Source organism: Priestia sp. SRI_019 (assembly GCF_057586255.1).
Genome location: NZ_JBYCZN010000001.1, coordinates 1,012,722 through 1,032,841, shown reverse-complemented (window position 1 = coordinate 1,032,841; position 20,120 = coordinate 1,012,722). Strand labels below are relative to the sequence as shown.

Below are 20,120 nucleotides of genomic sequence, written 5' to 3'. Positions count from 1 at the left end.
CCCTCCAGCATTTAAAAAAAGAGAACGTATTCTCCTTGCACTCTATGATATAAAATTTCAAGTGAAAATGCTACCAAAGAACGAATGTTGTCGTTTTCTTGTGTCGGATTTTATAGATAAGTTTTTTTCTGTTTTTATAGCAGAAAAGAAGGTTTTTCTGTCAGGTGGTTGAATACTATATACAATCAAATTTCACCAGCCTGTACGAGCGTCCGACGGCACTTGCACATTTTTTTAGCGAATCATTTGCGTTTTGCAGGAAGTATTCAACAAAATGGTAAACCCTTCATATTACATATTATAAAAGGAGGAAATGTCATGACAAAAGAAAACGTAAAAGAAACAGTGGGTAAAGAAACAAAAGGTGGAAGCAAAGAATTATTAGTCGGCACGTTAGTAGGTAGCGTAGTGGGTGTAACAACAGCTTTACTAGTAGCGCCAAAGTCAGGAAAAGAGCTGCGTGCTTCTATTCAAGACGGAGCGAATCAAGCACTTGCTAAAACAGGTCAAGTGAAAGAAACGGTATATGCAAAAGGCCAAGACCTCAAACAGCGCACAGCTCGTCTTTCACAAAAAGTCTCCGAACAGTCTTCGCAAGTTGTCAACAAAGTGAAATCTTTGCGCACGGCTAAAGAGGAGCCGCTTGCAGAAACGGCTGCAGCAGAAGAGCTTGAAACGACAGAAATCGTTCAAGATCCTGTTCTTGAAGCTGAAGCAGTGCAAGAAGAATTAAATACAATTACGCAAGAAGTAAGTGACTTAGAACAATCTGTCGATGAAACAAGACGTTAATAACGAGCTGTAGAGATATCTCTACAGCTTTTATGTATATTCGCTACCCTTCCTTCCACCCTTCAAAAAAATAGCCTCCGTACGGACACGGCTCTGATTCCGGCAGTTCTTCATAACGCTGTCCGCTGTAATACTTCGCCAGCACAATCTTAGGCTTAAAAGCCACTACCCCTTCACTGTCTTCTTTCTCCGCTCCGTCTTCTCTCATCAAACAAAAAATATCTATTCCTGCAAACTCTCCGTACCCTTGATAGCACGACTCATAATAAACTTTACCAGGTGTCACCAAATAACACTCCCGCTGCCACGACGGCTGCTTACTGTAGACACTTGCAATACTTATTCCACTCACCGCACACTTCCAGCTGCAAATTCCAACCATACAACGCCTCCAACGACTTGATAGTCTATTCATCTACAACTTTTGATAAAATCAAACATCCGTTGAAATGTACAAAATTCTCTCTTCAGTCTAAAAGCCACACTCCCAGATTCCCAGTCCCCTTAACTTCACCCCAAAAGGTTCATCTAAGCGTAAGTTGGCAGCCCGCAAGGGAGGCCAACTTACGCTTAGGTCTAGCGCTGTCTCCTTGGCTGCTCTTTAGCCAAGGAGACAGCGCTAGATCGATAAAAATAAAAAAGGTCTGATAAATCGACCATTTCTGGTGATTATCAGACCTCAAGTTTTTCTGCATTTGAGCGGCTTATTTGCTGTTCAAGCGATTTAGCCAGCAGTACGATTTCATGATCTACATATTTTGTTTTGATTTCTTCGATTTCCATTAATGTTTTAGAAAAGCTTTCTGCATTATTTCCCTGTCTGTGCTGCACATCTTTAAAGAAATCAAGCAGTGCCTCGTTAGACTGCGTTGGACGGCTAAAATCAATCGTGTACATTTTGTACCCCAGTGTTAAATTTGTTGTAGTTGTCATAATTATTTCCCCCATTCTTCCTATAGTGATATATCTTCTACTCTTTACCCTTTAATTCCTTCTTTTTAACCTAAATTAATTATTTTTTTCAAAAAAACTTCCCATTATAAGAAAAAACACCCTTATAACAAGGATGTTAGAGTATTCTTCCCTTCGGTACAATTCCAGATGCAAAGTCATCTTTGAACTTAAAGCTAGCAGAATTGTTTTCCGTTAGAAAATGTATTTCCCATTTAAAGACCGGATATTCGGGCTTGTACATTTCGACTTTCTGATGGGGATTTTCTTCTAATCTTGCAATTACTCGTTTGAACCCTTCATATGCAATCCACCAATCGCTTCCGGTTTCATCGGTAATAAAACAAATAGAACCGTCAATTAAATGAAGGTTTTGCTTGATATCATCAGCATTTGTAAAATACGCATTTCCAAACGTTTGCAGACAATGATCGCAATAACCTGCTTTGCCTCCATCTTTATAAATCCAGTGCGCGATTGGCTCACTGCAGTCTTTACACGTATTCGTCACTTCTTGGAGAAATGTTTTTCCGCTCCACTGTTCCTTTTCATCTTCAAAAACGGTCCATACTAAATAACTTTCCGTTTGTTCTGAAATAAAAAGGCGAAACGGCTCGTCTCGATGCCAAAAGTGAATATTTTGTTCGTCTGATTCTTCAAAGTCAATGACAAAATTATCTCGTTCTAGTATATGTCGAATAACGTTGGTTAAAAAGGTAACATCCATATAAGGACCTCCCGTACTAAGCGTGGCTTCTAGTAAAAATAGCGTTTATGAGTTAAAACATATCACGCGCGCTGAAATACCGTCAACGATTACCTCTTGCTTTCTCCGAAAACTGGAAAAGAAATGGTCAAACGCGTTATAATGGTAGTCATGTTGAAACGGAAAGGAGATTTTATGAAGTTTACCGTTCAATCAACTGCACTTTTTCTTTTCTTTTTTATTTGTTTAAGCGGCTGTTCTGATAACGCCGAGCAGTCAAAAAAGCCGGCCGGCTATTTAGTTCAAGGGCGAATTTTAGAAGTGAAACAGGATGAAATTCTTATTGCAAACGTCATTCCGCGAGATACCGCGCTTGACTATACAACAAAAGAAATACTTGGTTCTAGCGATGTACAGCCTATTTATGTAAAAGTTTCGGATGATCAAACATACAAAAAAGGACAGCTCGTTAAAGCATGGCTCAAAAAAGACAAAAGCGTTCAGTATTCCGTTCCGGCAAAAGGCGAAGCTGTTGAAGTCAACATTTTAAAACAGCCGTAGAAAAGCTCCTGTTACGGGAGCTTTCTTCTTGTCAGCTGCCGTCCGGTTCGATTCATTTTATGCTGTTCAAAATCCCACTTTTCTAAAAAGCGCTTTGCTGATATATAACCAGATTCATATAAAAATTCGATTTCTTCTTCCTTTAAGGCAAAATCCGTTGCCGTAATCACACCGGTTGGAATTTGCACCGTTCGTTCTTTTGTCTCCGCGTTCAAATACCGCAAATCATGAGCTTGCAGCATCGTCGTAAACATACTTTTAAATAAATGGACCGGCGTCGGAATAATAGCGGCTGTATCAATTTCTTCTTTGACAAATCGAAAACCAAATGTCGGGAAACGCGGATGCTCCGTATCAAACAGCCAAATCGGAAAATTGCTTAAAAGCGCTCCATCGACAATGTATGATCTCTTGAACCCTTTGGACTTCCAGATAACGGGACGAAAGAAAAAAGGAATGGACGCACTCATCATCACGGCTTGTGAAATCTTCATATCGCTTGGCTGCATTCCGTAGCGAGGCAAGTCGTCAGGCAGCACAAGCATCTGCCCGTTCGAAATGTCTGAGGCAATAATTTTCAGCTTATCTGCCGGCAAATCCGCAAACGTTTCGATTCCTTTTTCACGCAGCAAACCGTACACCCATATTTCCAAATAATCATTTTTATAAAAACCTAAATGAATCATCAGCTCAATCAAGTTTCCAATCAGAGGAATTCGGTTAATGATCGTTTTCCCGCGAAACTTAGCATAGTCCATGTTTTGAAGCTCCCTGCGAATTTCACTGCTTTTATAGCCACTCGCCAAAAGAGCCGCAATTAACGCGCCTGCTGACGTACCTGCTAGACGCTGCCATTCTACATTACTTTCTTCCATCGCTTCAATCGCACCCGTGAATGCAATTCCTCGAACGCCTCCCCCTTCAAATACAGCATCTGCTTTCACATTTTCCCCTCCAATACAACTCTCTACTTTTTATATACCCTTTTTTTATATTCAGGGTTTCATTACTCCATACCTTTTATTTCCCAACAAAAAAAGACTGTTTCTTTGATCGAAACAGTCTTTTCTTTACAGTCGCTTTATTACCATTCGGTAGTAATTCATTGTCAGCCAGTAGAAAAAGAAATAAATAATCCCGTATACTGCATCCGCTATTAAAACAGGGACTATCAGACTTTCACCGGTTAGATTCGTAATGACCTTCAGCGCAAATAGACTGTGCAAGATGCCAATTACTAAAGGCAAACCAAACGTAAACAGCTGCTGCTTTCGAACGGCACTCATCATTTGAGACACTGAAAACCCAAGTTTACGCAGAACTTCAAATCTTTTGCGCTCTTGTTCCGCTTCAGAGATTTGTTTAAAATAAATAATACTGCCCGTTGCCATCAAAAAGACAAGCCCTAAAAACCCTCCAATAAAAATAAACAATCCTTTACTCATTAAGCCTGCCTGAAACACATCATAGTATGAAGTACGGCTTTCGCCAGCTTCTTTTGCGATTTGATGATAGTTCTTAGCAAGTTCATTTTGTTTATTTCCATCATCGGTATTAAATACGTACACCGCTTGCTTTTGTCCAGCCTTTGAAAGTTTGTTAAATGTATCGTGGTTGACTACAAACTGATAGCCGGCACTGTCAGAGTCAAGAATAAGTGAAGGTTCTGATTTAACGACTTTTAAAGCAAGCTGTTCTGATTTGTTCAGCTGCACAGCTGCGGTTTTACCTGTACTAGGCTTAAACACTTTTCCTTTTGCCATTGAATCAAAAATAACGGTTTCGTTTGCGCTTAGCGCAGGAACCGAAACGCCATTTTTCCGCACTTCTTCTTCATCTAAAAAGCTGATTTGTTCCCTATCTTTATAGTAGCCCGATGTAATAAATCGAAAATCCGATAAATCAGCAGAGTGCTTCACGATATGATAGACATATCGATTTGATTGGATATCTAGCTCATCCAGTACATTCATAAATTCTTGCGCTGCTTTTTTGCTGTGCAGCGTATAGTCATAAGGCTGCATGCTTCTGGCGTCGGCTTTTGTGTTATAGTACGAGGAGTACGTCACACCAACTGCTACAAGTGTAGTAGCCGACAAGATTGTAATTAATGTTAAGACTCGTGCATTTGCTTTAATTCGATACATCATGGTAGAAACGCTTAGCATATTTGCAAACGAATAATATCGGCTTGCATGCTCTCGGTAAAGTCCCATCAGCCACTCAATTGTGGCTTTAAAAAGTAAAAATGTACCGAAAATGACCGAGAAAAGCACAACGACTACAATTAGAAAAAACTCAGGCGTCACAATGTTTCCCGATGAAAGGTAGTACCCATAGCCAACGAGTAAGATACCCAGTCCTCCCACTGCAATTGAGCGTTTCGAATTCATTTTATTTACGCGTTCACTTTTGCTTTCTGCTTGAAACAGATCTAATAGCGTATAGCGGTACATAATAAAATAGCCTTGAAACGATATAAAAATGGTAACAATCAAAAACACTACGGCTGTTTTTAAAACAGCTTGAAGAGAAAATGTGAGCGTAATAGAAAACGACAGTCCCATAAGCTTTAGTAAAAACAGCACAAACAGCCTTGAAAACACGGTACCTAGTAAAATACCGACCACCAAAGAAGCAATCCCCAGCAGCATATTCTCATAGAAAATCATTTTCCCAATCGTACGCTTTTCAATACCAACTAAATGATACAGCCCGAGCTCTCTCTTACGCTGCCTGATAAAAAATGAGTTTGTGTACCAAATAAAGACAACAATAAAGGTAAGCAGAACGTAGTTTGAAGCATTAAAAATGCCCTGCAGCCTCAGCTCTTCTCCAATAACCTTTGAAATCGATTGGTCGTACTGAAGCGTAGCAAACACATAGTACACAACAATACTAAAAATCATTGAAAAGAAATAAAGGCTGTACCGGCTAATATTTTTGCGCATATTCTTTTTAACAAGATCAAATACGGTCATAGCCTTCACCGCCTAATGCGCCTTGAATGTTCATAATTCGTTTAAAAAAAGCTTGTCTCGTTTGTTCGCCTTTAAACAGCTCCGTGTAAATTTGTCCGTCTTTAATAAACAGCACGCGGCTGCAGTAGCTTGAAGCCAGCGGATCATGCGTCACCATAATAATCGTGGCACGGTCTTCTTGATTTAATTGCGACAGCTTTTCAAGCAGGCTTGAAGCAGCTTTTGAATCAAGAGCTCCGGTAGGTTCATCGGCGAAAATAACAGCTGGATTCGTAATCATTGCTCTCGCTGCTGCAACGCGCTGTTTTTGTCCGCCAGAAATCTCATACGGATACTTATCCGCCAGCTCATAAATGCCTAGTCGCGTTGCGGTGTCTTTAAGCTTCGCTTCCATCTCTTTCTTAGACATTTTTGTAACCGTAAGCGGCAGAAGAATATTTTCTTTTACCGTTAACGTATCCAATAAATTATAATCTTGAAAAATAAACCCTAAATGATTGCGTCTGAAAGCAGACAGCTTCTTATCTTTCATGAGCGCCACGTTTTCTCCTTGAATCCATATCTCGCCGTCGGTAGGACGGTCAATCGTTGAAAGAATGTTCATCAGCGTCGTTTTTCCCGCTCCAGATGGTCCCATAATACCGACAAACTCTCCTTCTTCGATTGTAAAATCAATGCCTTTCAGCGCTTCGTATACATTTCCTCTTGATCCAAACGTTTTGGTTACATTTTTCCCTTCAAGAACAACGCTCACTTTTCCTCCTCCTTTCGTTCTTTTGTAGGCCACACGCTTTTCACTCGCTGTGGCAGCTCATTCTTTGTTATAATGTCATATTTCCGAACTTCATTGCCTCGAACAAAAAGGTCAATAACCGTTCCTTCTTTTAACTGTTTAATCGTTGTAAATGTTTGAAACGTTGTTTGTCCTTTTTCGTTTATCACTGAAATGGTATATTGAACTCGTCCATACTCATCCACTTTTTTTGCTTCTTTTGGGATAATCCCGTATTGATGCTCCGTTGCGGCTTTTTGATAAATCTTTATTCCTCCTATACCTGCTCCTACAACCAAAAGCAGAGCTAGGAGGCTAATCCACTTTCGCTTCATGTACGTTCCCTCCTTGTGTATAGCTCTATCTTACTTTGAAACAAGGAAAGATTCGTTTGAAGCAGATGACAATCTCAGCGTGCAATCTTACATTTTTGAAAGGTTATCAAAAGAATTCGGTTTGTAGAAGGTCAGGATCACCGTGGTGCCTTCGTGTAAAAGTGAATTCACTTCTATTCGATGGCCAAGAGCATCTGTAATTTTTTTTGAAAAATACAGCCCTAGCCCCGTAGCTCCCTTCGTTTTTCTTCCCGCATTTCCTGTGAATCCTTTTTCAAAAACCCGGGGAAGATCTTGAGTTGGAATCCCTTTTCCTTGGTCAGCGATAAATAGCTTTACGTACTTTGGAGTTTCTTCACTAAAAAAAGAAAGCTTTCCTTCTAGAGGACTATATTTAATGGCGTTAGACAGCACTTGCCTCACAACAAACTGCATCCACTTTGAATCAGTGTGTACCAGTATGTCTAGATTTTTTTCATCAATATCCAGCTTCTTTTCAATACACCATTTTGAGAAATACGCAACGTTTGGAAAAACAAGTTCACTTAGCGACACTGCCTGCACCTGATAATCTTTTTCTAAGTACTGCAGGCGTGCGGAATATAAATTCTGATCTACTAACCCGTCAATTTTCATCCACTCATCTTCAATATCCTTTAGCCAAGGCCATTTATAAAGCTCTGTACGATGAGCATTAATAAGCAGCTTCATCGCAGTAAGCGGCGTCTTGATCTCATGAACCCAAGTCGTCACATATTCCTGCTGCTCTCGCTGCTGTACGTGAAGAGCATGAGTTTGTCTGCGATACACACTATCTATATGCTGCAGCAAACTCAGCATGTCTTCATCTGCTTTTGTTCGAACGTATGAATGCATTTCTTGTAAATCGTACGCATCATTCCGCAGCATTAAGCTCAACTTTTTTAGAAATCTTCTTTCTTTTATTCCTCTCCATAAAAGAAACAGAATCAGCAGGCACAGCGTTAATAGATTTAAATACCAAAACGAAGTGGACGACACCTTAATATCATACTCAAGCAGCAGCAGAGCATCGATTACACTCAACCATATAAGAACAAATAAAATCCAGCTTAGTCTTTCTCTTAAAAAACTTTTCCACATCTTAATTCACCAAATATCCTTGGCCTTTTTTAGTCACAATTTTATCATTCAGCCCGATTTCTTCCAGCTTGGTGCGAATGCGTGTGATGTTGACAGAAAGCGTATTGTCACTTACAAATTTCTCATCTTCCCATAACCTTCGCATAAGCTCTTCTCGCGATACAATCTTGCCTCGTTCTTCCAAAAGAAGCCGTAAAATAAAAAATTCATTTTTCGTTAAATGAATTTCTTGATCGTTGTAATGCAAACTTCCTTTTTTTAAGTCCAGTACCGCGCCGTTCCACTCGATAACATCTGAAATCGTGTCTCCATATGAATACGTTCTGCGCAGAAGCGCCTGCACTTTAGCAACAAGAACATCTAAGTTAAACGGCTTTTGAATATAGTCATCCGCGCCAACATTCATTGCCATAACAATATCCATCGGGTGTTCACGAGAGGAAAGAAAGACGATAGGAGCTTTTGAAACCGTACGTATTTGCTGACACCAGTAAAACCCGTCATATACAGGCAAATTCACGTCTAAAATGACCAGCTCTGGGCTTTCTGCAATAAATACTTCCATTACTTTTTGAAAATCTTCTACTCCAGCCACTTCAAATGACCACTGTTCAAATTTCTCTTTTACTAATTCATATATTTTACCATCGTCTTCTACAATTAAAATTTTCATACATTCACCTCTATATTCTCCTATATATTATGTATACCCGGCCGTTGAGTATTTTCTTAAAAGCTCATCTAATTCATTAGCATGACAGCAATTTTCTTAAAAATAAACCATTTATTTCTGTAAAACGAAGAATGAACGAGTATTATCGTAGTGTAAACTTGTATATGTTACAAGTTTCTCTGTTTAAATACTACAAAATAATGACAATATCGTTAATAAGTAATCTTTAAACTCCATTAAGTGCTCATTTTTTGTTACTATAGTATATAAGATGAAAACTTAAACTAATTTGACATGTGGATATGTAAAAAGGAGCTAGTTATCAATGAGTGTACCCAACAAATTACGCGACAACGCAATGGTGATGTTAAAAGAGACAAGCCGAACATTTTTTATTCCAATTAGCCACTTGCCGGCAGAATTGCAGGATGCAGTAGGATCTGCTTACTTATGTATGAGGGCAATTGATGAAATTGAAGATCACCCTGAGCTAGAAGCCGGTGTAAAAAGCCGCTTGCTTTACGCCATTAGTGACCTGTTAAAAAAGTCTTTTAACGAAGACGAGTACATGGCATTAGTAGGTCCTTATCAAGCTGATTTACCTGACGTAACGCTTCAGCTCGGCAACTGGATTGCGCTTTGTCCGACTGGAGTTGCAGATCAAGTATTAGATGCAACTTCTATTATGGCCAAAGGAATGGCCGATTGGGTAGAAAAAGACTGGCATATTCAAAATGAAGCGGATTTAGATGACTATACGTTCTACGTAGCTGGTCTAGTAGGTGTGATGCTTAATGACATTTGGAAATGGTATGACGGCACGGAAACAGACAAAGAATTAGCTATTGCGTTTGGACGCGGCTTGCAGTCTGTTAATATCCTGCGTAATACCTCGGAAGATTCAGAGCGCGGAGTCAGCTTCTTTCCTAACAATTGGAGCAGAGAAGATATGTTTGCCTACGCTCGCCGCAATCTTTCACTAGGAAAGAAATATCTAGAAGATGTTAAATCGCTTCCGATCCTTCATTTCTGTAAAATTCCGTTAGCGCTTGCTGATGGAACATTAAACGCATTGATGAAAGGAAAAGAAAAAATGACGCGTGACGATGTAAATAAAACGGTAAATGAAGTTGTTGATATGTAAAAACAAAAGCACGGAGCCCCAGGGTTCCGTGCTTTTTATATTTCCACCTGCAGACTTTCATATAAAGCGACTATTTCTCCTTGAATAATTGGGTAGTGTTTCAGGGTCGGAACACTTGAAAGCTTTGGCGCTCGTTTTTGCTCAGCTGCTGCAGCTAGCTGAGCAAACGTTTCCTTAAGCTCTCGTTTCTCCGTTTCTGACAGCTTATATCCTTCATACGACGCAAGAAGCATATAACCTAACTGCTGGGTAGCGACAACTGCCGGCCACAGTCCTTCAAGCTTGACGGCCGTTTTAGAATATTCTCCAATCACATTATCGTACAGCGCCCGAAGATTAACGAGTTCCCCTTGAAGCTTATTTCTTTCTTGTTTAATTCTTTCTTCATCTTGTTCGGTGCTTAGCATTTCTAAAAATTGTCCTTCTTTTCGTATCACATCTCCAAGCAAATAAGGCAAACGAAGCGAAGAAGCTCGTTTAAAAACTAATACCGTACCGACCACTCCAATAACAGAACCAATAACAATATCAATCACCCGAGCGGACGTAAAGTAGCTAATCGCTTTGTCCGGATGACCGCTTTCAGCAATTAAAAGAGCATTCGGTGTGATAAAAAGCGTGCCGAGCGCGTAGTTTTTAACAATCACAATTTCAATCGTTGACTGAAGCACAAAGACAATGAGCGCAATGACGATTCCCGTTGGTTCAAGCATGAGAATCCCGGTTCCAATTAAAATACCTAAAATGGTTCCGACAGAGCGTTGAATACCTCGCTGAACCGTTGCACGAACGGTTGCGCCAAGCATCACTCCGGCACATGTGAGGGGAATCCAGTAAGACCTTGGAATATTTGTCGTATAGGCAACGGCTGCTGCGATGATCATAATAATTCCATAGCGCAAAGCATTTTTAAGCACATACGAACGTTTGTGAAAAGCAGCTTTTAACCGTGTTTTTACACTGCCTTGTGAAAATTGAATATACTCCGTTTCTTTTAATTCCTTCATTTGAAGAACGTCATTTACATCCAATAGCAATGTGCGCAGCTCTTCTTTGATGGACAGCTCTTCAATTTCTTCACGCACGTCTCGAATTTTTTTATGTTTTTTTAACGTGGCCATTTCAGATGCGAACGTTTCAATCACCGCTTGTGCTTTTTTAGAAACAGCCGGATTAAAATCATTCGCAGCGGCCATTACAAAGATAAACAGCCCTTCGGCTTTTTGATTTAATAAAAACAGGCGATGCGCAAACGATGATTTTTTTCGATTAATTTTCGCTTGTTTCATCGCCGTTTCCGCTGCTCGAAGCTCTACAACCGTTTTATGCTGCTCGGCGTGAAACGATTCCGTACCAAGAGACCCGACAAATGAAGCTAGCTGCCTGTACGCTTTCGCCACAGCGGCAGTTTCAGGTCCGCGCGGGTTAATAAGCCAGCCGCTCATGCTAATACACCAAGATAGTGCTCCCCCTAAAAAAACGAGTCCTGCATGCAAAAACACGGACTGCAAATTCGGAGCTGGAATGCTTGTGCTCACCGCAAATGACAGAACAAAAAACATGGCTGAAGGCCCCGGAATTTTTAATGCACCAAAGATATAAACTGATACAGCTCCAATCACACCAAATAAAATAGTTTTGATCCAAGCTACGTCAGCAAATAATGAGCCGAGTGTGAAACAGAGCGTAACGCCAAGCAAAGCTAAAAATAACTTAACGGCACGCTGCGCATAAGGCTCATCTTTTGTATATAAATATGTAAAGCCTCCAATACTTGCAATGAGTCCGTACTGCAAATGATCAAACAAAATTCCTATTAAAATCGGCAAACTTGAAGACAAGCCTGAGCTGATTCCTCTTACCCACGGAGAAGAAGCGTGGTTAAAGCGAAAAGCAGCTTTGATTCCCGGCGCTTTTGGAGAAGCCTCAATTTTATGATGAATTTCCGTATGGTTATATGTTGGTGACTTTTTGTCATCACTCATCTTGACCTCCTCCTTTCTCTCCATATATCTTTCCTGTTCTTAAAACGAGATAAACCTAAAAAACCGCTGTTCCTATCCGTATTGTGTTTAGGAACAGCGGTTTTTATCCTTATGAGCAGCGTACAGTGAAAACAAAAAGCAGATGAAACGAATGTCTCATCTGCTTTTTACTAACAGCTCTACTGCTTCTTTTACTAAGTTTTCCGTATTCTCGCCTTTTTCAATGCTTTCTCTTACGCATTGTTCAAGATTGGTGCTAACAATAACACCCATCGTGCGATCAATTGCGCTTCTCGCTGCTGAGAGCTGTGTCACAATGTCACGGCAGTCTTTTCCTTGTTCCATCATATTTAAGACACCTTTTAACTGACCTTCAATACGTTTCAAACGATTTTTAACTTGCTTATCATATTCCATCATACTACTACCTCCGCTCATGCATGATTGCGTTTCTTGCTTTTAAGCTGTACGCAAGAAGTAAATGTATACACAACTTTATACCTATTAGGGTATAATGTCAAGTAAAGGAAGTTGACTCTTTTTTTCACTGCTGAGATTTCTTTTCGTTACCTACCTCTTCACACTGCATTTAACCTGACTGATAAGCAGGTTCACAATAAAAAGTATAATTCCCGGAATATTACGCAGCTTTTTTACTCCTTACAGATAAGACAAAAAGATCATTTTTACATAAATGTTAATACTTGTTTACACCGTATTTATTGTCCTGTAATCTAAACTTAGCAATCTGAGAGTATAGTTAAGCTGTAAAAACGACTTACACTGGAGGTTTGAGATGGCTACATACGGGAAAAAATTAATGGCAAGTCTATTCATTATCATGGCATGTATTTTAGGGTTTATGGGACATGCGGCTTTTTTAGCTCCTGAAAAAACGGAAGCTGAAGTAAACTATGATGCGACGCTTTATTTTCCGTTAGACCGATATCCTGAAACGGGTGATCATATTCGTGACGCAATTGCCGCTGAGCACTCTTCCGTTTGCACAATTGATCGCGACGGTGCTGAAGCGAACCGAGAAGAATCCCTGAAAGGATATCCGACAAAAACAGGTTATGACCGTGATGAATGGCCAATGGCTATGTGCGAAGAAGGCGGAGCAGGAGCTGACATTCGCTATATTTCACCTTCTGATAACCGCGGAGCCAGCTCATGGGTTGGAAATCAGTTAGAACAGTATCCAGATGGTACACGCGTACAATTTATCGTGCAATAATAGCAGAACAAGCTTTATTTTGAAGAGGTGAAATCATGAAAACAAAATGGAAAGAACAAGAGCTAACCATGTCTTATCATCAGTTTACGCTATTTCAAAAAGGACAGCCAAAGCCCCATCACGACTGGAGTGATGAAGATATTCAAAAAGGATATGTCGCAGACGATAAAGCTATTTCATTTGAAGCAGTATCCAACACAAAAGCCATTATTGAAGTGTGGGTAAACGAAACTCCAGACGCATCACGGGCTGAAAAGACCACTCGCCTTCCTTTTCATGTTGAAAGCGATGGGATTGAAATCAAAAGTGTCCTATCTGAAACCTTAAGCTATGATATTCCAAACGGGTATTATTACGTCACATGCCTGACCATTCCTCTTCAAGAAAAAACAAACTCAGGCCTCTATTTAGTAAAGTATTTGCTGCATTTTGAAAGTCAATGAAAAGAAGGCGGCCTACTGTAAACATTTCAGGCAATATACAACAGTAATAACTCATAAAAAGCTCAGAGCGATATATAGCTCTGAGCTTTTTGGTGCAAGATGCTAAAATATCCATCCATTAAAGACCATACCTAAATTAATAATAAAATGAAAAACTATGGCTGGGTATATGCTTTTCGTCTTTAAAACGACAAATGCATAGAAAAGTCCACCAAAAGAAAAAAGTAAACTCATGATTACAGGAATTCCTATTGATATATGCAAAAGACCGAATCCAATACTCGTAATGAAAACAGCGTAAAAAGTCGATAGATTACTTTTTAAATGAGATAACATGATCCCTCTCCAAAGCAACTCTTCTAAAATAGCGTTTATAACGGAGAATACTATACCGTATATGACGAATGATTTTGTATAGCTTATATCTTCAACGAACAGTAACGGTACAAAGATTGTAGCCGACCCAATTAGACCAAACAGTAAAAAATACGTTAGCTTAATCGAATGATATGGCATCACTATACGTTTCTGCCAGTCTGGTAACGATGCAAAAAGAAATACCTTTTGTTTGGACAACAAAATGGAAAGCAATAGTCCACCTATGATAAACAGAAGTAAAACTCTGTTTACAATGATGTTCATCTTTTTAGATAGATCCCATTCAATGAAATAATTGCTTCCTACTTGAAACATACATATTCCTACTAAAAAGAATAGAAAGAGAGAAACCGTTGAACGATATTTAGAGGTTAAAGCATAGATAAAAAGTAGACCTATGATGAGCAACATTCCCCAAGCAAATAACTTATAAGAAAAAAGAATAATACCCGAGAAAAATAAACTTATTATAAGGACGAGTAATACATTTATTCGTAAATATTGGATATAAAACTCCTCCTTTCACTGTCCTTCTGATTCGCTTTATGGTAACTAGACTTTGACCAAACAATTTTTATTTAAGCAATGAAAATAAAAAATCGAGGGTAAAACCTTTGCGATTTCACCCTTGATTTTCCGTCTACTATTTCAAACACTCAAGATACTGACCGTTCTCTGTTTATTTACCATGGTATTCATAAGTTTCTTTATTTGATATAAACGGGCTGATTTCACCAAGTGAGAACAAGTGCAGCTCATGCATCGCTCTTGTGCATCCTGTATAAAATAAATTACGCTCGTATTCATCTTGGTAACATTCACTCGACGCATTGTAAATGATGACGGCATCAAATTCAATTCCTTTTGCTAAGTAAGCAGGCAGGACAAGCATGCCTTTTTCAAATGAACTTGTTTCTTTTGTCAGCAGCCTTGCAGACATCGAAGCAGGCAGTGCTTGGAATGCTTCTCGGCTTTCTTCAGCAGTTTTGGCAATCACAGCGATTGTTTTATAGTTTTGTTCCTTCAATTTATTAATTTTGTCTATGATCGCCTCATGCAGGTCTTGGACGTTATCTGCAGCCGTAACGGTTGGCTTCGCACCGTCTCGATTAAACGGCTCGATTAAATGACCGTTTGCTACCATATCCCTTGAAAACTCGACAATTTGACGTGTTGATCGGTAGCTTCTCGTAAGAGTCAGCGTTTCTGCTTCTTTCTCTTCGTACAGTTCGCTTGAAAGAATGGTCGGTGCGTTCAAGGCGTGCGCATAGATCGCTTGATTCAAGTCTCCAAGCAGCGTCATTCTGGCATGCGGAAACAGCTCTTTTAAAAACGCCAGCTGAAACGGTGAATAGTCCTGTGCTTCATCAATAAACAAATAGCGAATGACAGGATTGGCTTTGCGCCCTTCAATTTGATCTTTTATATATAAGTAAGGCGTTACGTCTTCATAAGACAGTTTCATGTTCATGACTCTGTGCACCGTGTTTTTAGCAGTGTCTTCCCATCCCTCCACGTAGGAAAAAAGGTGATTTCTTTCAAACAGCTGCATATAGATACGGCGAATGTCGATAAATTTAAGCTGCTTGATGGCCTGCTTAATAAATTTTATTTTCTTAGCTACAACCGCTTTAGCTAAATACGCTTGTTCCCGGTCGAAATCATCAAATGAGCTTTCCGTATAGCCTTCCTTTTTCTGCAGGTGCTGATAGGCCTCCACATAATCTTCTTTTTCTAAAAGCTGAATTTCTTCTTGAACCCAATCTTTTTTACGCTCCAGTTTTTCAAGCTGGTTGATGAGCTTAAGCGCCCACTCGGCTACGAGCTGCATCCTGTTAGGAATGGAAATTCCCGTATCAAGCGAATAGAAATAAGACAGCAAACGCCGAGCAGATAACACGATTTCGCCGCGAAACTTAATATTTTTAAAAATGATGTCTTTAGTAGACAGTTCTTCAATATACGCATCTACCTGCTTTTTAAATTCACGGCTTGCTTTGTAGCGAATTTCCTGCATTTTTTGTTTTTTTGCCGCAGCATCTTTTTCCGTTAGCAAATATTCGATTTGAACGAACAAGTCCTCCACTTCAAACTCGTTTCCTAACCGGCCATCGGCATATTGCTGAAACGTTGTTTGTTTCATATTGTCTTCTCCAAGCTCCGGAAGAACGGTTGAGACGTAGCTGTTAAAAAGCGGATTTGGTGAAAACAGCATCATGTTTTCTGCAGTCAGCTGCTTTCGGTGATGATAGAGAAGATAAGCCACGCGCTGAAGAGCCGCAGACGTTTTACCGCTCCCTGCTACCCCTTGAACGATCAGCACTTTATTTTTTTCATTTCGAATAATTTGGTTTTGTTCTTTTTGAATGGTCGCTACAATACTTTTCATTTGACTGCTTGCATTGTGTCCGAGCACTTCTTGAAGCAGCTCGTCTCGAATGGTAATCCCTGTATCAAACATGCTTTTAATTACGCTATTTTCGATAATAAACTGACGCTTTAGCTTCATCTCGCCTTTAATCGCTTCACCTGGCGTTTCATACTGCGCTTTTCCAGGCGAATAATCATAATACAGACTCGAAATAGGCGCACGCCAATCATAAATTAAAAACTCTTCATCTTTTTGATCCATTAAAGAGCCCACGCCCACATAAATAGCTTCCGCTTCTTTTTCACCATTTTCTATAAAATCAAAACGTCCAAAATAAGGGGATTGCGTTAGTTTTTTTAATGTTTTTAATTGATCATACGCTTGTCTATGGGTAATTTCACGTTCAGCTAAAAGTTCTGCCTGCTGCTTAATACTCGTAAATGTCTCAATCACGTCATCCGGCTCATCCATATTAACCGTGACATCGTCCCAAAACGTGCTTCGCAAATCGACAATTTCGCCCTTTACGTTTCCTACGCTTTGGCCTATTTTTTCAGCTTTTTGGCTGATTTCTTCTACTACCCAATCAACTCGCTGCTGTTCTTCTGTTAAATTTTTGTCTTTCACTTATCCACACCCCTTACACACGTTACCCGATAACAAAACTTGTTACCGGGTAAAAGCGATCGTTGTTTATTTTTTTTCAGAGTCTACATACTTCCCTACTGAATTCGTAAATCCCTGCTATGTAACCATATTATGTCTTAATTTCCACCGTTAGTATACTGAAAAATAATGAACTCCACAACAAAAAGGGCTGAGAAAGTCTCAAGCCCCTTATCTTTATAGGTCATTCCTCTACTTATTAGCTATTACTGTTTCCAAAAAGTTAGCATATGAATGATGGCTGACACCACTTCTACCCCTTGAAACGCCAGTAAACCTGCTGCTGCCGCTGTAAACAATCCGACTACCGCTTCTTTAAAAATGAATGGCATTGATACCAGCTCCTTTGCTTATTTAAAATAAGTAGATTTGTTATCATTCTACTCCTTTTTTCAGAATTTTCAATACCTTTTCATCAACAAAATAAAATAAAAACGCTTTCACTTTATAAAAATAAAGTGAAAGCGTTTTTTAAGCTTCTTTTTCTAATGCGTTCAGCGCAAGTGAATATTCTAATCCTTTTCCTTTTTGCACAACGTGCTGTACTTTGCCCATATTGCACGCTTCTTGCGCACTAACGGTCATGCCGTTTGTTAACTTGAGCTGCACAGGTTCTTCCGCAATTCGTACGTCGCATGCTAAAGCTAACTCATACCCTCCGCCAAACGTAAAGTTTGTAAGAAGCGCAATCGTTTGTTTGGAGCTGCATGAAATACGCTGAAAAATCGCTCGAGCTGTTACTGCATGAATTGGCTGATAAAGCCTTCCTGTTTCTTCACGTAGGAAAGAGGTTGTTCTATGATCTCCGTTCATTTTATAGTACTCTCCCATAAATACAATAGATCCAACCGACGCGTCGTGCTGCAGCTCATTCATCGTTTCTTGCAGCTCATACATAACTTCACTGTTCAAACGATTAAGCATCGACTGATTCATTCGTATAACCGCCACATGATTTCTTTTTTCTACTTTGATAAATCTTTTCATCGTTCCTCCGCCCTTTCCCCTGTTGTTCTTTATGAATAAAGCGCTTTCAAAATATTTCGCTTTTTAATAGAAAAGTTATTTTCATAGTTTCATCATACAACAAACTCATAATTATTTCCATTACTTTTTTAATTTTCCGTCAATAATTCCATAAATCATTTGCATGTTTTTATCGAATAAGACGTGCTATAGTATAAACAGCACAAATGCAGCTGAACTCACTGATAAAAGGAGTAATCACTATGAAATACGACTTAACAAAATGGGAGCCTCACGGCTATTCTTGCCCTGTGGAAGCAGCCGTTGATGTAGTCGGAGGCAAATGGAAAAGCGTCATTTTGTATCAATTATCGAAGGAACGCCGTCGCTTTAACGAACTGCGCAGACTCATTCCCGGCGTAACTCAGCGAATGCTCACGCTGCAGCTTCGCGAACTTGAGCGCGACGGAATTATTCACCGCGAAGTCTATAAACAAGTTCCGCCTAAAGTAGAATATTATTTAACACCCTTTGGAGAAACGCTCATCCCTATTATCGAGCTGATGTTTAAATGGGGATATGATCATACGGATAAAATTGCTGAAGCGAGAATTCAAGCAGAGAAAGAGTAAAAAGCACGCAAAGCGTGCTTTTTTTATACATGTTTACGAATCAATAATTCTTTTAACCCGTACACAAACGTGCTTTCAATCGGCTTTAACTCAAATGACGGGCTCCAGTCCATCTGCGGATAGCGGTCAATCAGCTCAGCGAGCATAATTTTTGCTTCTATTCGAGCAAGCGGTGCTCCTAAGCAAAAGTGAATGCCTCTTCCAAATGCCATGTGCACATTTGGCTTTCGATCGATTTTAAATACATTCGGGTCTTCAAAATACTGAGCGTCTCGATGCGCAGATCCCATCCATGGAACGACGTGTTCACCCGCTTTTAGTTTCTGACCTGCAAGAGTCACATCTTCTTTTACGATTCGGTGAAGAGCCTGAACGGGTGAACGATAGCGAAGAACTTCTTCAATCGCAGAAGGCAAAAGTTCTTTCTCTCGTTTGAGTCGTTCAAAAGAAGCTTTATCTTCCATTAAACAATAAATCGTATTTGAAATTAAATTTGTGGTTGTTTCGTTTCCTGCAATCAGCAGCAAAATAGAAAAACCGACGATTTCTTCATCCGTTAGCTGTTTCCCTTCTTCTTTTGCCTGAAGAAGCACGGAGATAATATCATCTCCTGGACACGTGCGTTTTTCTTCAATGATTCGATAAAAGTAAGTTTCTAGCTCATCATTTGCTTTCATTTTTTCTTGCTGCAATTTTTCGAGCGTTTCACGTTCATTATTAGAAGGACCGGCTACGATAATATCCGACCAATCTTTAAACTGACGCTGATCTTCTATCGGCACGCCTAAAATATCGGCAATTACCATAACCGGAAGCGGATAGGACAGATGCTCGACTATATCAATATCTTCAAGATGCTCCACTTCTTGTAATAATTCAGCTGTAATACGCGCAATTTTAGGCTCCCATGCTTTCATTGCTTTAGGCGTAAAAGCTTTATTAACAAGCGCTCTCATTTCAGCATGCTTGGGCGGATCAATATTAATTAGGCTCGTTCCTAGAGCAGTTTGTCTTTGGTTTTGTGGAGGTCTGCGATCAGAAGAAAAAATATTCTTTTGTTCTAGCACTTCTTTGACCCCGTCATAGTGAAAAACATCCCATACCTGCCTTTCTTCATCCCATTGCACAGGCGCGCTGTTTCTCATCTCTTCATACCATGAAAAGGGATTAAAGCGTTCTTCTTTTGTTTGAATTGTATTCACTTGACGGACAATTCCGTTTTCTCTTTCGGTTTTCATGTTAAAACCTCCCCGTATCGTTCAAATAGAATGACTGTGTAGTCATCTATGACCAAATAGTACCATATATACGAATTTTCTTAAAAATGATAGCTGTATATTTTAGTAAAAATGAATCGATAGAAGGATATTTTTTACAAAAAAGGGTAGGCGCATAGCGCCTACCT

General features: G+C 39.6%; 22 protein-coding genes. 6 read left to right on the top strand and 16 right to left on the bottom strand.

What is annotated here, in order from left to right:
• Window positions 1-318 precede the first annotated feature (318 nt).
• Window positions 319-792, top strand: a complete 474-nt coding sequence (locus AC2YJL_RS05265; RefSeq protein ID WP_050689925.1) for a YtxH domain-containing protein — start codon at window positions 319-321, stop codon at window positions 790-792.
• 43 nt (window positions 793-835) lie between these two features.
• Here the strand turns inward: AC2YJL_RS05265 and AC2YJL_RS05260 are convergent, their stop codons facing one another.
• The 3 genes from AC2YJL_RS05260 to AC2YJL_RS05250 all read right to left on the bottom strand — a co-directional run bounded on the left by AC2YJL_RS05260 (window position 836) and on the right by AC2YJL_RS05250 (window position 2,470).
• Complete coding sequence (locus tag AC2YJL_RS05260; protein WP_251568496.1) at window positions 836-1,174, bottom strand: hypothetical protein; 339 nt, start codon at window positions 1,172-1,174, stop codon at window positions 836-838.
• 290 nt (window positions 1,175-1,464) lie between these two features.
• Window positions 1,465-1,725, bottom strand: coding sequence for a hypothetical protein (locus AC2YJL_RS05255; protein ID WP_016765166.1), 261 nt, complete (start codon window positions 1,723-1,725; stop codon window positions 1,465-1,467).
• Window positions 1,726-1,861: 136 nt separating this feature from the next.
• Entirely contained in the window at window positions 1,862-2,470 is a 609-nt protein-coding gene (locus tag AC2YJL_RS05250) for a hypothetical protein (RefSeq protein ID WP_251568494.1), read from the bottom strand.
• 174 nt (window positions 2,471-2,644) lie between these two features.
• Between AC2YJL_RS05250 and AC2YJL_RS05245 the strand changes: the two genes are divergently transcribed.
• Window positions 2,645-3,010, top strand: a complete 366-nt coding sequence (locus AC2YJL_RS05245) for a DUF3221 domain-containing protein (protein ID WP_230933387.1) — start codon at window positions 2,645-2,647, stop codon at window positions 3,008-3,010.
• Window positions 3,011-3,021: 11 nt separating this feature from the next.
• On the opposite strand, the gene AC2YJL_RS05240 is transcribed toward AC2YJL_RS05245, so the two are convergent.
• The 6 genes from AC2YJL_RS05240 to AC2YJL_RS05215 all read right to left on the bottom strand — a co-directional run bounded on the left by AC2YJL_RS05240 (window position 3,022) and on the right by AC2YJL_RS05215 (window position 8,893).
• Window positions 3,022-3,954: a patatin-like phospholipase family protein gene (locus AC2YJL_RS05240; protein ID WP_251568492.1), complete on the bottom strand. Its 933-nt coding sequence runs from the start codon at window positions 3,952-3,954 to the stop codon at window positions 3,022-3,024.
• 126 nt (window positions 3,955-4,080) lie between these two features.
• A complete protein-coding gene (locus AC2YJL_RS05235) occupies window positions 4,081-5,991 on the bottom strand; it encodes an ABC transporter permease (RefSeq protein ID WP_251568490.1) in 1,911 nt (636 codons plus the stop codon).
• Window positions 5,978-6,745, bottom strand: coding sequence for an ABC transporter ATP-binding protein (locus AC2YJL_RS05230; protein ID WP_028411027.1), 768 nt, complete (start codon window positions 6,743-6,745; stop codon window positions 5,978-5,980). The genes AC2YJL_RS05235 and AC2YJL_RS05230 overlap by 14 nt, the downstream gene beginning before the upstream one ends.
• Entirely contained in the window at window positions 6,742-7,098 is a 357-nt protein-coding gene (locus tag AC2YJL_RS05225; RefSeq protein ID WP_050689920.1) for a DUF1093 domain-containing protein, read from the bottom strand. Before AC2YJL_RS05225 ends, AC2YJL_RS05230 begins: the two co-directional genes overlap by 4 nt.
• Window positions 7,099-7,185: 87 nt before the next feature.
• On the bottom strand, window positions 7,186-8,220 hold the full coding sequence (locus AC2YJL_RS05220; RefSeq protein ID WP_251568489.1) for a sensor histidine kinase: 1,035 nt from the start codon (window positions 8,218-8,220) through the stop codon (window positions 7,186-7,188).
• 1 nt (window position 8,221) lies between these two features.
• Window positions 8,222-8,893: a response regulator transcription factor gene (locus tag AC2YJL_RS05215; RefSeq protein ID WP_153255240.1), complete on the bottom strand. Its 672-nt coding sequence runs from the start codon at window positions 8,891-8,893 to the stop codon at window positions 8,222-8,224.
• 325 nt (window positions 8,894-9,218) lie between these two features.
• Here AC2YJL_RS05215 and AC2YJL_RS05210 point away from each other — a divergent pair, with 325 nt between their 5' ends.
• Complete coding sequence (locus AC2YJL_RS05210; protein ID WP_013058559.1) at window positions 9,219-10,037, top strand: squalene/phytoene synthase family protein; 819 nt, start codon at window positions 9,219-9,221, stop codon at window positions 10,035-10,037.
• Between the two features lie 35 nt (window positions 10,038-10,072).
• Here AC2YJL_RS05210 and AC2YJL_RS05205 read toward each other — a convergent pair whose 3' ends face one another.
• On the bottom strand, window positions 10,073-12,022 hold the full coding sequence (locus tag AC2YJL_RS05205) for an FUSC family protein (RefSeq protein ID WP_251568488.1): 1,950 nt from the start codon (window positions 12,020-12,022) through the stop codon (window positions 10,073-10,075).
• A gap of 156 nt (window positions 12,023-12,178) precedes the next feature.
• On the bottom strand, window positions 12,179-12,439 hold the full coding sequence (locus tag AC2YJL_RS05200) for a metal-sensitive transcriptional regulator (protein WP_013058561.1): 261 nt from the start codon (window positions 12,437-12,439) through the stop codon (window positions 12,179-12,181).
• A gap of 445 nt (window positions 12,440-12,884) precedes the next feature.
• Here AC2YJL_RS05200 and AC2YJL_RS05195 point away from each other — a divergent pair, with 445 nt between their 5' ends.
• The gene (locus tag AC2YJL_RS05195) at window positions 12,885-13,259 is read left to right on the top strand and encodes a NucA/NucB deoxyribonuclease domain-containing protein (protein WP_487374723.1); all 375 of its coding nucleotides are present in this window, start codon (window positions 12,885-12,887) and stop codon (window positions 13,257-13,259) included.
• A 35-nt stretch (window positions 13,260-13,294) separates the two neighbouring features.
• Complete coding sequence (comJ, locus tag AC2YJL_RS05190; protein WP_028411020.1) at window positions 13,295-13,702, top strand: competence protein ComJ; 408 nt, start codon at window positions 13,295-13,297, stop codon at window positions 13,700-13,702.
• A gap of 102 nt (window positions 13,703-13,804) precedes the next feature.
• On the opposite strand, the gene AC2YJL_RS05185 is transcribed toward comJ, so the two are convergent.
• The 4 genes from AC2YJL_RS05185 to AC2YJL_RS05170 form a co-directional block, all read right to left on the bottom strand.
• Window positions 13,805-14,395 carry a CPBP family intramembrane glutamic endopeptidase gene (locus AC2YJL_RS05185; protein ID WP_050689914.1) on the bottom strand — a complete coding sequence of 197 codons (591 nt, stop codon included), beginning with the start codon at window positions 14,393-14,395 and terminating at the stop codon, window positions 13,805-13,807.
• 364 nt (window positions 14,396-14,759) lie between these two features.
• On the bottom strand, window positions 14,760-17,078 hold the full coding sequence (gene helD / locus AC2YJL_RS05180; RefSeq protein ID WP_230933392.1) for an RNA polymerase recycling motor HelD: 2,319 nt from the start codon (window positions 17,076-17,078) through the stop codon (window positions 14,760-14,762).
• A 245-nt stretch (window positions 17,079-17,323) separates the two neighbouring features.
• Window positions 17,324-17,449 carry a hypothetical protein gene (locus AC2YJL_RS05175; protein ID WP_264467362.1) on the bottom strand — a complete coding sequence of 42 codons (126 nt, stop codon included), beginning with the start codon at window positions 17,447-17,449 and terminating at the stop codon, window positions 17,324-17,326.
• A 139-nt stretch (window positions 17,450-17,588) separates the two neighbouring features.
• Entirely contained in the window at window positions 17,589-18,104 is a 516-nt protein-coding gene (locus tag AC2YJL_RS05170; protein WP_050689912.1) for an enoyl-CoA hydratase/isomerase family protein, read from the bottom strand.
• Between the two features lie 242 nt (window positions 18,105-18,346).
• Here AC2YJL_RS05170 and AC2YJL_RS05165 point away from each other — a divergent pair, with 242 nt between their 5' ends.
• Complete coding sequence (locus AC2YJL_RS05165; RefSeq protein WP_013084552.1) at window positions 18,347-18,715, top strand: winged helix-turn-helix transcriptional regulator; 369 nt, start codon at window positions 18,347-18,349, stop codon at window positions 18,713-18,715.
• A gap of 23 nt (window positions 18,716-18,738) precedes the next feature.
• On the opposite strand, the gene AC2YJL_RS05160 is transcribed toward AC2YJL_RS05165, so the two are convergent.
• Complete coding sequence (locus AC2YJL_RS05160) at window positions 18,739-19,953, bottom strand: cytochrome P450 (RefSeq protein ID WP_230933393.1); 1,215 nt, start codon at window positions 19,951-19,953, stop codon at window positions 18,739-18,741.
• Window positions 19,954-20,120: the final 167 nt, after the last annotated feature.